The sequence below is a fragment of the Colwellia sp. genome, assembly GCF_013215345.1.
In the GTDB taxonomy this organism is placed as follows: Bacteria; Pseudomonadota; Gammaproteobacteria; order Enterobacterales; family Alteromonadaceae; genus Colwellia.
Genome location: NZ_JABSOV010000036.1, coordinates 1 through 14,444 on the forward strand (window position 1 = coordinate 1; position 14,444 = coordinate 14,444).

Genomic DNA, 14,444 nt, shown 5'->3' on the forward strand with positions numbered 1-14,444 from the left:
CGTTAACAGGCTGTGGCTCAATTGGAACCTACACCGAAAGTCACGCTGATACGCAAGTGGAATTTTATGAATACAGTGCTAATACCGATCATTATCTTAACCAGCAAGCGAGCTTAAAAGTGGCTCAAACAGGTTTGGTTTCAGGCAGTACCTTATTGTATGCCGCGCAGGGTGATAGTTCAGTGTTTAATACGGGGCAGTTGAGCTCTACGGTAGTTTATCTATTATGGATAAATGAGTCTGAAGTCGATGAAGTTGAGTTTGCCATTAATAAATACCGTCATTGGCAAGCGCAACTTATGCCTGATAATTACTTAACCATTGAGCCAGTAAATGAGTATGTTTCAGAGTGGATGAATGGGGGGGTACTTTTAAGTTTGGTTTATTCAACTCCAAGCAAGGAAAGCCATTTTTAAGTGTCTGCTATGAATTTACTGAAGCCAGTACTTGTACTTATATGATTGATGAACAAAGCGTTGAACTTTTATCCAATGATTTACATAAGTTTAAACAGTATTTATTTGAGCAGGTAAGCTGAAGCTACTTTGTCGCTAACGCCTTAGCAGCTTGCTCATAAATCAGAACTAAAAACTATAAATAAGTACCACAGATGTTTCAGTATTTAAATTCTCTTTATCATCATCAACCTTGGAATTGTAATCGATGACAAAGTTGACCTTAAGTTGTAGTGAATCAATCAATTTACTGGTAATTGAACTTTCGGCTTTGTAAATGCTGTTTTGTCCTACTTCGATGGCATGTTTAACAGTGAAGGACTGTTTAAATTCAATGTGTTCATTTATTTTTTTTATGTAATTCGCTTGCGCCTGTAAAATTAGCGTGTCCTGCGTTTTACTTGTCAGGCCCGCTGTCTTTTCTTCTGTGGTAACTTGGGTAACATCCCTTTTAAAACCGGGACCAATATCGGCATCAAAACTTGTAGTTTTATTTTCAAACCAGCGACGTCCCCAGCCAGTCGACATGGAAGCTTGTGAGTCAAAACCAGAAAAACGGTTTTCTTCATAAAAGACACTACCATAGATGTAGTTTTGGTTAGCTGCATCAAGCGTGTAGTTAGTTTGCGAAGAAATACTCCACTTTTGATCTGTTGTTTCTAATTCTTTGTGAAGTTCATCGTCGCTGATTTGTGTTTCAGTTTCTGTTTTTTTTACCAGTAAATCAAAAATAAAGAAACTGCGCCACAGACCCCTTTCAAAACGTAGATCTAAGCCCGTTTTAATATCTGCACTGCGGGTATTACCGGTTAAATAGAGGAAACCAAATTGCGCTGAGGCGGTAAATAAAGTGCCAGACGAGGGCTGTTGTGACTCATCTGCTTTTTCAAGACTAAACAGTATGTCGGAGGCATCAGCTGAGCTGGACTCTGTTGATTGCTCTTGAGCGTGAGACAGTGTCGGTAAGGCACAATAAAGGACGAAAATGGGGAGTAGAATAAAGCGATTAAACATCTTGAACTAATTACTTACTAAAAATGGACCGTTGATATATTAAATGATTATACCTAAGTCGCTTATTATTTTCGAGCATAAAAAAAGAGCCGAAGCCCTTTTTATGTAACTAGTTGGTATCAGTAAGGTTACTTAATGATAGCTTTTAACTCGCCACTTTGGTAACGATCGAACATGCCATCAAGACTTATTGGCTTGATTTTACTCGCATTACCGGCAGTGTTAAATGCTTCATAACGTGCTTTACAAATGTCATACATAGCATTCGTTGATACTTGTAAAAATTTACGAGGATCAAATTCACTAGGGTTTTGTGCTAAAAATCGACGAACAGCACCAGTAGAAGCAAGCCGTAAATCAGTATCTATATTGATTTTACGTACACCATGTTTAATGCCTTGTTGAATTTGCGCAACAGGTACACCATAAGTCTCAGGTATTTTTCCGCCAAATTCGTTAATAACAGCCAACCATTCTTGTGGAACTGATGAAGAGCCGTGCATTACTAAGTGAGTATGTGGTATACGTTGGTGAATTGCTTTAATGCGGTCAATCGCTAAAATATCGTCTGTAGGTGGACGAGTAAATTTATAAGCACCATGAGAAGTACCACAAGCAATTGCCAGCGCATCTACTTGAGTTTTGTTGACAAAATCAGCAGCTTCTTCAGGGTCAGTTAACATTTGTTCTTTTGTTAAAATACCTTCTGCGCCAACGCCGTCTTCTTCACCAGCCATGCCAGTTTCAAGAGAGCCTAAGCAACCTAATTCACCTTCAACAGAAACACCACAAGCGTGTGCCATTTCAACAGTGCGACGAGTTACTTCAACATTGTACTCATAACTACTTGGTGTTTTACCGTCATCCATTAATGAGCCATCCATCATTACTGATGAAAAACCTAGTTGGATAGAGCGTTGACAAATAGTAGGAGAAGTACCGTGATCTTGGTGCATAACTACTGGGATATTTGGAAACTCTTCAATAGCCGCTAGAATTAAGTGGCGTAAAAAAGGTGCGCCAGCATATTTTCTTGCACCAGCAGATGCTTGCATGATAACAGGGCTATCAGTATCACTAGCGGCAAGCATAATTGCGCGTACTTGCTCTAAATTATTGACGTTAAATGCTGGAATACCGTATTCAAATTCTGCCGCATGATCGAGCATTTGGCGCATTGAAATTAAAGCCATTTACTTACTCCTAGATAAGTTTTGTTGCTAAGGTTGAAAGTTTTTATTTTGATAACAGAATTATAGCAAATAGACCGCTTATCTTACAGAATAAATTTGTTTAAGTTGTCTTTTTAGCGGTAATGGTTATTAAAATTGTATTTTGTTCGAATATTACAAGATTTATTTGTAATTAAGGCTGTTTTAGTACGGTTTTAAAGTTTCTAATGGTAAGTTTACTACACTATTATAGCAAAAAGTTTCGTTATTGTTTCAGTTTATTCTGATTTGATTTCGTTTTGAGGGTCGTTTGCTCAAATAACTTTCGTTTATCTTGTTATTTTCGTTGGTTTTACTTTTTTTATTGGGCTAGATCGTACATTAAACATAAAAAAACGAGCAACTTAAATAAGGTGCTCGTTTTTATTTTTACCGCTTACTAATAGTTAACCATGATTGAGTAACTTTAGTAAGGAGCTATGTGTAACTTACTTTTAGAAGTAACTATGCTTTAGCGCGTTGCTCTAGTATTTCTACAGCGGGTAATTTTTTACCTTCTAGGAACTCTAAGAAAGCACCACCACCGGTAGAGATATAAGAAATTTTATCAGCAATACCATATTTATCAACAGCAGCTAAGGTATCACCACCACCTGCAATTGAGAAAGCTGAGCTATCGGCAATTGCTTGGGCAATCACTTTAGTGCCTTCACCGAACTTATCAAATTCAAATACGCCAACAGGTCCGTTCCAAACTATAGTACCGGCGTTAGCAATAATTTCAGTTAATGTTTTTGCTGTCTCAGGACCTATATCAAAAATCATTTCATCAGCTGTGACTTCATTAACTGGTTTTAATGTCGCTGATGCCGTTGGAGAAAATTCAGTGGCAACAACTACATCAGTAGGCACAGGAATACTACCATTATTGGCTTGCGCTTCTTTAGTTAAACGTGTTGCTTCTGCAACCAAATCGGCTTCATATAATGACTTGCCGACATTATGGCCTTCAGCGGCAATAAAAGTATTGGCGATGCCACCACCGACGATAAGCTGATCAACAATGCCAGCTAAAGAGTCAAGTACAGTCAATTTAGTGGATACTTTAGAACCACCAACAATAGCAACAAATGGACGAGCTGGATTGTCTAAAGCTTTACCTAAAGCCTCTAATTCACCTGTAAGTAATGGGCCAGCACAAGCTGTATCAGCAAACTTTGCTACGCCGTGAGTACTTGCATGGGCGCGATGAGCAGTGCCAAAAGCATCCATAACAAATACATCACATAATGCCGCTAATTTCTTAGCTAGGGCATCATCATTTTTCTTTTCGCCAACATTAAAGCGGATGTTTTCAAATACCACTAACTCACCAACAGAAACTTCAACACCGTCTAGGTAGTCAGTGACTAAACGTACTGGGTAATTTAACGCGGCACTTAAATAATCAGTAACAGGCTTTAATGAGAATTTCTCTTCAGGCTCACCTTCAGTAGGACGACCTAAATGTGACATTACCATCACTTTTGCACCTGACTCTAAAGCAAGCTTTAACGTAGGTAGTGCCGCACGTAAACGGGCATCTGAAGTGATTTTACCATCGGTTACCGGTACATTTAAGTCTTCACGAATTAACACGCGCTGATTAGCTAATGTTAGATCAGCCATTTTGATAATAGACATTGTGTCTCCTATTTTTACTGTCTGTAAATGATATTCAATATCTTGAAAAATATTGTCTTATTAATATTGTTTTACTAATGATTTTTATAAAAAAGTCACCTTTTATTTCAGGCGATTTTCTTTAATAATTTGTTAATTTCGCGCTTGGTACATTGCCATAGCAGTATCTAACATACGATTAGCAAAGCCCCATTCGTTGTCACACCAAATAAGCATTTTAACTAAGCGTTTGTGGCTAACACGGGTTTGATTACCATCAACGATGCAAGAGTGTGGGTCATGGTTAAAATCGACCGACACCAAAGGCTCTTCGGTATAAGCTAGAATGCCTGATAAATCTTGCTCCTTGCTAGCGGATATTATTGCTTGGTTGATGTCGTCAATGCTCACATCATTATTTACCGTAATACTTAAGTCCATGGCGGTAACATTGAGTGTTGGTACCCGTACGGCAATGGCCTCAAAGCGACCTTTAAATTTTGGCAATATTCGCTCAATACCCGCAGCCAGTTTAGTATCTACCGGTATGATTGATTGACTAGCCGCACGAGAGCGACGTAAGTCTTTATGGTAAGCATCAATAACTTGTTGATCATGCATTGATGAATGAATAGTAGTAATGGTACCACTTTCTACGCCAAAGGCTTCATCAATGACCTTAATCACTGGCACTATGCAGTTAGTAGTACAAGAGCCATTTGAGACAATACGATCATCTGAACTTAAGGTTTTATGATTAATACCATAGATAATGGTGGCGTCAATGTCTTGGCTACCAGGATGCGAGAATAAAACTTTTTTAGCGCCGCGGTTAATATGATTTAAACCGTCGGCTTGACTGCCATACTTGCCGGTACAATCAAGGACAATATCAATATCTTGTTGCTGCCAAGGTAGGCTATTTAAGCTACTGATATGGGTTAAGGTGACTTCATCGCCATCAATAACCAGTTGATTATCGTTTTGGCTAACCTCGAAAGGAAATCGACCATGGGTACTATCGTATTTTAATAGGTGAGCTATGCCGGAAGAAGGAGCTAATTCATTAATCGAAACAAGGGTGAATTGGTCTGTTTTGCCATTTTCATATAGCGCTCTTACTACACTGCGACCGATACGGCCAAAGCCATTAATGGCAATTCTTATTGTCATAATTCTACTACATTTTTACTGATGATTTTATACGATAACCTAAACGGTAACTTAGTGGTAATGAAACGCTAGTTTATGTGGTAACTGTTTAGAGGTAATAAATATAAGTACTGGCATAAGTACAGCCATAAGTATTATTGAATACTTATGGCTGCTTATTTACTTACATTAGCTAGTTATAGCTTGTTTACAGTGTTCACAACATTGTCTACTGTGAAGCCAAAGTGCTCAAGTAATACATTACCCGGAGCCGACTCACCAAATGTAGTCATACCAACAACCGCACCACTAAGACCTACGTATTTAGCCCAAAAATCAACATGTGCCGCTTCAATAGCAACACGTTTGGTTACGCTCATAGGTAAAATAGCTTCTTTATACTCGCTGCTTTGCTTATCAAAAACATTCGTTGACGGCATAGAAACAACACGTACTTTTTTACCTTGCTCAGTTAATGCTGTTGCCGCGTTAACCGCTAAAGCAACTTCAGAGCCTGTTGCCATTAAAATAACATCAGGTGTGCCAGCACAATCAACAAGTACATAAGCACCTTTTTCAATAGCACTTACTTGCTCTTGGGTACGAGTCATTGCGGGTAAACCTTGGCGTGAAAAGATTAAAGCGGTTGGCGCTTTTTGACTTTGCACAGCAGCTTTCCAAGCAACAGCCGACTCAGTCGCGTCACATGGGCGCCACGTCGTTAAGTTTGGCGTGGTTCTTAAGTTGGTTAATTGCTCAATAGGTTGATGCGTTGGACCATCTTCACCTTGACCGATAGAGTCATGGGTATAAACAAAGATATTTTGAATGCCCATCAATGCCGACATGCGTATAGCATTACGTGCATATTCCATAAACATCATGAAAGTTGCGCCGTAGTTTACAAAACCGCCGTGCAATGAAATACCATTCATAATACTACTCATGCCAAACTCACGCACGCCGTAGAAGATGTAGTTACCCGCTGGATCTTTTTCAATACCTTTAGAGCCAGACCATAAGGTTAGGTTAGAGCCGGCTAAATCAGCTGAACCACCTAACATTTCAGGTAATACACTACCAAAAGCTTCGATAGCATTTTGTGATGCTTTACGCGTAGCAATGTTCTCACTACTTTCGTGACACTGTTGAATAAAAGCGTTAGCTTTTTCTTCAAATTCTGCCGGTAATTCACCTTTAATCACACGACGTTCATATTCACTAGCAAGTTCAGGGTGCGCTACTTTATAAGCGGCAAACTTTTCATCCCAGCTAACTTGGCTTGCTTGGCCTTTTTCTTTTCTATTCCATTGTGCGTATACGTCACTTGGAATATCAAAAGGTTCATGTGACCAATTTAAGAATTCACGTGTTGCGGCAATTTCTTCATCACCTAATGGTGCACCGTGACAATTATGAGTACCTGATTTATTTGGTGAGCCAAAACCAATGATAGTTTTACAACAAATCATGCTTGGCTTGTCAGTCACTAATTTAGCGGCTTCAATAGCGTGAGTGATTGCTTGTGGGTCATGACCATCAATAGAAATAACATGCCAGCCGTACGCTTCGAAACGGGCAGGAGTATTGTCGGTAAACCAACCTTCAACTTCACCATCGATAGAAATACCGTTGTCATCCCAAAAAGCGATTAACTTACCTAAACCTAAAGTGCCGGCAAGCGAACAAGACTCATGAGAGAGACCTTCCATTAAACAACCATCGCCCAAGAAGCAATAAGTGAAATGGTCAACAATATCGTGGTCTTCACGGTTAAATTGTGCCGCTAAAGTTTTTTCAGCAATCGCCATACCAACAGCATTGGCAATACCAGCGCCTAATGGACCTGTAGTTGTCTCAACACCAGGGGTGTAACCGTACTCTGGGTGACCTGGGGTTTTTGAGTGCAATTGACGGAAGTTTTTTAAATCTTCAATAGATAAATCGTAACCCGATAAATGTAATAAAGAATAAATAAGCATTGAGCCATGGCCGTTTGATAAAATAAAACGATCGCGGTCGGCCCAGTTAGGGTCGGTTGGATTATGCTTTAAAAAGTCACGCCATAATACTTCGGCAATATCTGCCATACCCATAGGGGCACCAGGGTGTCCTGATTTTGCTTTTTGTACGGCATCCATACTTAATACACGGATAGCATTTGCTAGCTCTTGACGCGATGACATAATAGCTCCAGATCTTATAGTCTTGAAAGAATAAAAATTGCGCGTATTTTCGCTCACCAAAGCACGTAGCGCAAATTATATTATGCTATTTTTTATATTATTTTGTATCCCAGTTAATTATTCAGATAATATAGTGCTAGTATCGGTTGAAACCTATATCAATATTTACAAAAAATTAACGGATTAACTCTGCCACTCTTGAATAATATCCTATGATGCAATTTCACTTACCGCGTTTCTTTATTTCTGCCATCTTATACCTTGCTACTTGTTTTGGTGCGGTATGGCTTATCAATCCGCAATCGCTGGTAAACTTTGTCGGCCCCTCTGCGGCACTTGTTAGTGGTTTACTGCTTATTTGGGGCATCACGCCACTTATTGCGGTATTACTGGTCACGCCAATATTGGCATTTGGCCTGAATTATTATCTTCATTTTGATGCCAATATCGCGGTGATGAGCATAGCCTTGCTCGCTATTATTTTGCAGGGATTCTGGACCAAACAGCTGGTTTTTCGCTTTGTTCATTATAAAAAGTGGTTAATATCTAGAAAGCACTTATTCTTCTTTTTACTGCGTATTGGCCCCATTGCCAGCTTAGTCTCAGCCAGCGCAGTGTTAGTTATTTCAATGCTTGATAACCAAGTGATGCAAGGTACTTTTTTCTATACCTTTATTAATACTTGGTCGGCAAGCATGCTGGTGGCGGTATTTTTTATTCCCTTATTGTTACTGGCAAAAAACGCCGAACAGCTCAAATTAACTAAACGACTTTTTGTTAGCTTTACTTCAGTCTTAGGCTGTTTGGCTATTTTATTATTGTTGAAAACCTCTCAGTATGAACAACAAAGCTATAGAGAAGCATTGTTCAAACAATCAAAAGTAGATATAGAGCGTTTAATACTTGCTGAAGTGACTGGCGTAGTTAACCAAATTAATAGCCTTTCGGCCTTCTTCAAAGCCAGCGACTACGTATCATTATCTGAATTTAACTTGTTTAGTGAAAGTATTTTTAACCAAAATTCGAGTGTCAGGGCGTTAGAGTGGGCACCGATTGTAGCTTTGAACCAGCGAGAAAAATTTGAACAGAAAAGTTCAGTTATGCTGCAGCAAGACTTTCAAATTAGAGAGCGTCTCGCCAATGGAAAAGTGGCTTTAGCTCAACCTCGTAGCCAATATGCTCCTTTGTATTATATATACCCACAACAGGGTAATCAGGCTGCTTTAGGTTTAGATGTTTATAGTAACCCCCTGCATGTACTGTCTATGCAAAAAGTTATTGATAGTGAACAGGTCATTGCCAGCGCCCCCATTTCCTTAGTGCAAGATGAACAGGCCAGGCCAGGCATGCTATTTAGTAATGCTATTTTTTCACTATCAGAAGATAACAAAGCGGCAAAGCTTACTGGGCAAAATAAGCTATCGATAATCAAAGCAGATAAGTTATTAGGTTTTGTCGTGGCCGTGGTGCAATTCGATGATTTTTTTCACCAGTTAGCAAGGAAAAGAGAGCAAGAGGTTAGCTTTTTTATTCAAGACGTCTCAAGTCACCAAACCTTTACTTTATTCGGACAGACGTTGCCTACGGCCAATAGGTATACTGAAATCATTAATATGGAGGTGTTTTCTCGACATTGGCAAATTAATATCGCAGAAAAGCAACCTTGGTTTAGTCAAGCTAAGAGCTGGCAAGCATGGGCTGTGCTTATTGCGGGTACGTTTGGTGCTTTATTATTTCAAATGCTGGTATTGATGATGGCTGCCTATTCAAGTGAGCTCGGTCAGCAAGTTGATATTAAAACCCGAGCGCTTATTTTAGCGAAAGAAAGCTCAGATAAAAAAAGTTTAGCTAAAAGTAATTTTTTACAGACCTTAAATCAAGAGTTACGTTTGCCATTACTCGCCATGAAAGCATGTGTTGAGCAATTAAAGAAAAAAGGTATCAATAACAAGCAGGTTACAGGTATAAGCCATGCGGGTAGTAATGTTGCTTTATTGTTAGATACCATGATGGACTTATCTGATATCGAATCAGGTAAGATCATTGCCAAAGCAGACTGTTTTGATTTTTATGGTTTTTTACAGCGCACTGAATCGGTATTTAAAGCCAGTAATGCTTACGAAGGTAAATCAATTTTTTTCCTGATTGATGACAGTGTGCCTCATTATATCAACAGTGATGAACTCTATATTCAAAAATTATTACATGCCATAGTTGATAGTGCCCATAAGCTACTGAAATCAGATGATTTACGTTTATCTATTAAGTTGCATAAACACAAGCTTGCAGACGCTAGTTTGTTTTTTACCATAACGTCTCAAAATGCGGCAATGGTCAATGTGAGCGAGCAAGTATTTGCTCAGCAAAATCATGATGAATTATCCGCTAACAGTACGACAATGGCCATGGCGGTTAAATATAGTCACTTGTTAGGAGGAGATACTACTTTAGCCGCGCTAAGCTCTGGTGCTGGCGTATTAAGCGCTTCAATTAGAGTGATTATTTCGTCAATAGAACAACAAGAAGCTCAGCAAGGTTTAACATTTGATATCATTGATTAATTTGTTTCTTATTTAATTGATAATTGAGAGAATTATTTAATTAATTCTTTAGCTAAAGAAAATACTTGTAAATAAAAAAGTAATGGTTTAGTGTCGTTGCACCTGCTCATAAATAGTACAAATTAATAATAAATCAAGCAGGCAGTTATATAGGTAAAACAATGAATAATTCATCCTCGCGAGGGTTTAAGTTAACAACTGTGATATTTGCTGTATTAATCATGGCTGTTAGTGCAATGCTGAGTGGTAACTCAGTCGCTGATGACATGGATGTAGAAATAACGCAATCTGATGAGTAGCTAAATCGCTAGTCATTTAATTGCCAAGGAAAATTGAAGCTCCACCACTGGTTTAAACACAGTGCTGGGGCTTTTTTCGTTTTTAGAGGTTATTTTTTAGAGATTATGTAGTGCACATGAGGTTTGCCGCTGTGTTGCTAATAAAGCGATAAATGCTTATTCGCGGGGGCAATTAATTGCAAACTGGCGTCTCCACCGGGACTCGAACCCAGAGCAGCGGCTTAGGAGGCCGCAGTTTTATCCAGTTAAACTATGGAGACATAGTGCTAAGGTAGCTATTTTACTCATATTTCTTATGCTTTGTTAATGTTTTTATTAAATTTTTATGCAAACTAGCTTGCCTAACTCCTTTTAAAAGGAAGTTATCTAGTAGATAGCGTGATCTTTATACATTTTTCTTAGTCAGCTACATTTCATTTGCTCTGTTTTACCTAGCTATTAAAAAACGCAAACAGCTGTAAAAGTGATGCCGTAAAATAAACACCTTTTAAAATAAATAAACTTTTTCCAAACTATTTTGCTGACCCGCGCTACTTTATAATTGAATTCAAATAACAATGAAGCTTATGTTAGCGAGTTACCTAACTAAAATGCTAATAACAAATAATAGGAGCCTGTGTGTTTGAAAGAAGCGATGAAACGCTCATAGCGCAAGCGTTACAAGGAAAGAAATCAGCCTGGTTAACATTGGTAAAGCGTTATGAGAAAAACATCTATAACTACGCTTTACGTATGGTGAATAACCCCGCAGATGCTATGGACTTAATGCAGGATGTTTTCATCGCATTATTTCGTAATTTATCGAAATTTAGAGGAGAGTGCCCCTTTAAAAGTTGGCTGTTTAAAATTGCTCATTACCGCTGCCTTGAGTTTTACCGACGCAAGCGGCCGATGCAATCACTTGACGATGTGCCAGAGCAAGAAGACGAGCAATCGGTATGTCTAGAAAAGGACTTGTTTTTAAAGCAACAAAGCAGTGCGCTAATACAAGCAATGCAGCATTTACCGGTAAAGCAAAAGCTGGTAGTGGAATTAAAGTTTTTTCAGCAGTGTACTTTTGAAGATATCAGTCAGCAACTTGGCATATCAACCAATACGGCAAAGTCGCAATTATATAGCGCACTCGAAAAATTAAAATCGCACTTAACCAATGAGTTAGTAGGAAAAGAAGAGGTGGAGTATGTCTGAAACAAAATCAGCTAATGCTCAAATGAGTAAAGGTGATAGAGCATTATTTAGCGAAAGTATTGCCGAGCAAGCAAGTGTTGAAATAGAGCAAGACGTGCCAGATTGGCACAGAGCACAAGCATTTGAACAGCACTTTTCAACCGGTAAAAGCAGTCAGGGTAAAGCTATTAACTGGGGCATGTGGTTTGGTGTGCCGGCGTTATCCATGGCGTGTTCGGCTTTTGCTCTTACTGTGGTGATGAGCTTTATACAGGGTAAAGAACTTGATCAACAAGCATTTTCTCAACAAATTACGGCCTTAATTGAGCAACAAGTTCAACAAAAAGTCACTGCACAATTGGCTAATCAGTCAATAAATCAGTCAAGCAGTAACAATAATGTTGATATCGAAGCTTTGATAAACCTAAAATTACGCGAATTTGCCGCTGAGCAACAAGTTATGTTAGCTAATTATCGTGCCGATATGAGCACGCAGCAGCAGAGCAATAATCTCGCTTTAGCCAGTTATGTGATTGGTGCCTCGAGAAAAGAACGTAAAGAAGATATCAGTGACTTTATCAGCTTTATTAATGCCCAGCGAAAAGATGAACAGTTAACTCAGAAAATTAAATTTCAGCAACTTGAACGTGAAATTGGTTTTCAAAAGCTTGGTTTAGCGCAAGGTGGCAACACACATACTAACTCGGCTAAGCCTATTAACTACAAGGGCTAAGTTGTTAAAAAGTGAATTGTTAGCAAACCAACTAAATTAAGAAAATACCGGGACTATCCTTAGAGGGGAAAACTTATGATGAAATTAACAAGCTTAATCGTAAAAGCACAAACGCGAGGCTCAGTAGCTAAGGCAAAATCAAGTACTAAAGCTAAGTCTAAAAGAACAGCGAAGGTTGCACTGCTCGGATCAGCTTTACTACTAGCCTTTGGCGCACAAGCAGCAGATAAGAATTATGATAATTTGCACAAGCAATTAAATATTATGAATGACATCATGATGTCATCGGCAAAAACGTCGCAGAATTCACGTCAGTCCTTGATTCGCTCAATCGATAGTGTTTACCTGCAAGGTCAAGGCGCTATTTTTACCATCAACTCTGCTCATGGTGGCTCTTCACATCGTCAGTTTTTTCAAATGGTAGCGCCAGTAGCGCCAAAAGCTCGAATAGCAGCTTTAGCTCCTGTAGCACCAGTAAGTGCTGTTGACAGAATTGTTTTTGCTAATGAAGACTTTGTCATTGACTTTGAAGATCATGAAGATGAATTTGAACGCGTGATTGAAATTTTTGAGCAACAACGAGAAGGGGCTAGAGAGCTGCGTAGTGAAGAGCGTGAAATTGCCTATGAAATGCGTGATGTTGCTCGCCAACAAAAAGATATTGAATACCAGCTACATCGTGCGGAAAAAAGTGCTCAGGTTGCGTTAACTGCAGAGCTCAATAAGCTTAAAGTAGAGCGTATTGCTTTGAATAACAATAAAAAACAGCTTGAACAAAAGGTCACTCAATTAAATAAACAGCGACAACAGCAAAAACTTGCGCAAGACAAAGCCAGATCAGCACACTTTTCTGCACTTAATAACAGTTTAGTGGAAACGCTATGCCTATACGGTAATGGCTTACAAGCAATACCTAATAAAGAGCATGTTAGTTTAATTATTAAAGACGCGGGTAATAAGCAGAGTCGTGGTTATAAAGATCAAATATTAGTATTTAATAAAAAAGATATTAATGCTTGTGCTAACAGTAAACTAACCGCGAAAAAACTATTAGCTAAAGCCAAGCAGTACCAGTTCTAATTAAGCTAGCTAAACTCTAGGTAATTAAGCTTTGCGGCAGCTAAGTTAAGCGTAACCTAGCCAGGTTTACCTAAGTTACGGTGAATTTTGAAGCCATAAATAGCGTAATGAATATGCGCTATTTATGGCTTTTTATATGGAATTAAATAGATATACTTAAATTAGTTATTCACTTATTACCTCTTAATTATCTTTTAATAGCCTTTAAATAGCTTTTAGAGCTCAGCAAAACTTTCTAAAATGACGATAAAAAATAACACTGTGTAAATGTACAGCCTCCCAGTGTTGTATGGCGCTAATGCTTATAGTGCCGTAATTAATATTATTACTAAAGGTACGGCTAATACAGCAGCTTAAAGGCTTTGCGCTAGTAAGTTAGCAAGGAATTAAGTAGTATGCCTTTTTTCAAGTAAGCAAATTTTAAGGGTGTTACTAAATGAGTAAGTTTTTATTACTAGCCATTGTTATTGGACTTTTTGTGTTCTTCATTATGCGTCAAAATAGCAATAAAGCAGCGGCTCAAGTTAATATAAAATTAGGCAGTGAGTTTTTAGCGGCTAATAAAAGTGAGGAAGGGGTAATCGAAACGGCTTCTGGCTTACAATATAAAGTGCTAACTCAGGGCGATGGCACTGAACACCCAAGCGCTTCGTCGAAAGTTAAAGTGCATTACCATGGTACTTTACTTGATGGCAGTGTATTTGATAGTTCTGTTGAGCGAGGCGCGCCAATTAGCTTTGGCTTAAATCAAGTGATTAAAGGCTGGACTGAAGGTGTTCAACTTATGGTTGTGGGCGAGAAAACACGCTTTTATATTCCATCAAACTTAGGCTACGGTAATAAGCCGGCGGGCAAAATAGGCCCAGGTGCATTATTAATTTTTGATGTTGAGTTATTGGCAATAAACTAAGCCAAATATTATTAAAAAATACTGAAAATAAAAGCCCGTTTAGTCAGACTAAA

The 14,444-nt window shown here is 38.6% G+C and carries 12 protein-coding genes and 1 tRNA gene; 7 read left to right on the top strand and 6 right to left on the bottom strand.

The window, feature by feature from the left end:
• A partial coding sequence (locus HRT50_RS07490) for a hypothetical protein (protein ID WP_291612980.1) occupies window positions 1–416 on the top strand: 416 nt, incomplete at its 5' end.
• 168 nt (window positions 417–584) lie between these two features.
• Here the strand turns inward: HRT50_RS07490 and HRT50_RS07495 are convergent.
• The 5 genes from HRT50_RS07495 to tkt form a co-directional block, all read right to left on the bottom strand.
• Window positions 585–1,469, bottom strand: a complete 885-nt coding sequence (locus tag HRT50_RS07495) for a YdiY family protein (protein WP_291612982.1) — start codon at window positions 1,467–1,469, stop codon at window positions 585–587.
• Window positions 1,470–1,597: 128 nt separating this feature from the next.
• A complete protein-coding gene (gene fba, locus HRT50_RS07500) occupies window positions 1,598–2,662 on the bottom strand; it encodes a class II fructose-bisphosphate aldolase (RefSeq protein ID WP_291612984.1) in 1,065 nt (354 codons plus the stop codon).
• A 483-nt stretch (window positions 2,663–3,145) separates the two neighbouring features.
• On the bottom strand, window positions 3,146–4,324 hold the full coding sequence (locus HRT50_RS07505) for a phosphoglycerate kinase (protein ID WP_291612987.1): 1,179 nt from the start codon (window positions 4,322–4,324) through the stop codon (window positions 3,146–3,148).
• Window positions 4,325–4,456: 132 nt separating this feature from the next.
• Window positions 4,457–5,476, bottom strand: a complete 1,020-nt coding sequence (gene epd, locus HRT50_RS07510) for an erythrose-4-phosphate dehydrogenase (RefSeq protein WP_291612989.1) — start codon at window positions 5,474–5,476, stop codon at window positions 4,457–4,459.
• Window positions 5,477–5,652: 176 nt separating this feature from the next.
• Complete coding sequence (tkt, locus tag HRT50_RS07515; protein WP_291612991.1) at window positions 5,653–7,641, bottom strand: transketolase; 1,989 nt, start codon at window positions 7,639–7,641, stop codon at window positions 5,653–5,655.
• Window positions 7,642–7,853: 212 nt separating this feature from the next.
• Here tkt and HRT50_RS07520 point away from each other — a divergent pair, with 212 nt between their 5' ends.
• Both HRT50_RS07520 and HRT50_RS07525 read left to right on the top strand, forming a co-directional pair.
• On the top strand, window positions 7,854–10,202 hold the full coding sequence (locus HRT50_RS07520; RefSeq protein ID WP_291612993.1) for a CHASE domain-containing protein: 2,349 nt from the start codon (window positions 7,854–7,856) through the stop codon (window positions 10,200–10,202).
• Window positions 10,203–10,363: 161 nt separating this feature from the next.
• Entirely contained in the window at window positions 10,364–10,501 is a 138-nt protein-coding gene (locus HRT50_RS07525) for a hypothetical protein (RefSeq protein WP_291612995.1), read from the top strand.
• A gap of 184 nt (window positions 10,502–10,685) precedes the next feature.
• Here the strand turns inward: HRT50_RS07525 and HRT50_RS07530 are convergent.
• Window positions 10,686–10,761, bottom strand: a tRNA-Arg gene (locus HRT50_RS07530).
• A gap of 358 nt (window positions 10,762–11,119) precedes the next feature.
• On the opposite strand from HRT50_RS07530, the gene HRT50_RS07535 reads away from it, so the two are divergent.
• The 4 genes from HRT50_RS07535 to HRT50_RS07550 all read left to right on the top strand — a co-directional run bounded on the left by HRT50_RS07535 (window position 11,120) and on the right by HRT50_RS07550 (window position 14,391).
• Window positions 11,120–11,689: a sigma-70 family RNA polymerase sigma factor gene (locus HRT50_RS07535; protein WP_291612997.1), complete on the top strand. Its 570-nt coding sequence runs from the start codon at window positions 11,120–11,122 to the stop codon at window positions 11,687–11,689.
• Window positions 11,682–12,401 (top strand): hypothetical protein, encoded by a 720-nt coding sequence (locus HRT50_RS07540; RefSeq protein ID WP_291612999.1) that lies wholly within the window; start codon window positions 11,682–11,684, stop codon window positions 12,399–12,401. Before HRT50_RS07535 ends, HRT50_RS07540 begins: the two co-directional genes overlap by 8 nt.
• Window positions 12,402–12,476: 75 nt before the next feature.
• On the top strand, window positions 12,477–13,481 hold the full coding sequence (locus HRT50_RS07545) for a hypothetical protein (protein WP_291613002.1): 1,005 nt from the start codon (window positions 12,477–12,479) through the stop codon (window positions 13,479–13,481).
• Between the two features lie 436 nt (window positions 13,482–13,917).
• Window positions 13,918–14,391, top strand: coding sequence for an FKBP-type peptidyl-prolyl cis-trans isomerase (locus HRT50_RS07550; protein ID WP_291613004.1), 474 nt, complete (start codon window positions 13,918–13,920; stop codon window positions 14,389–14,391).
• The last annotated feature ends 53 nt before the right edge of the window (window positions 14,392–14,444 follow it).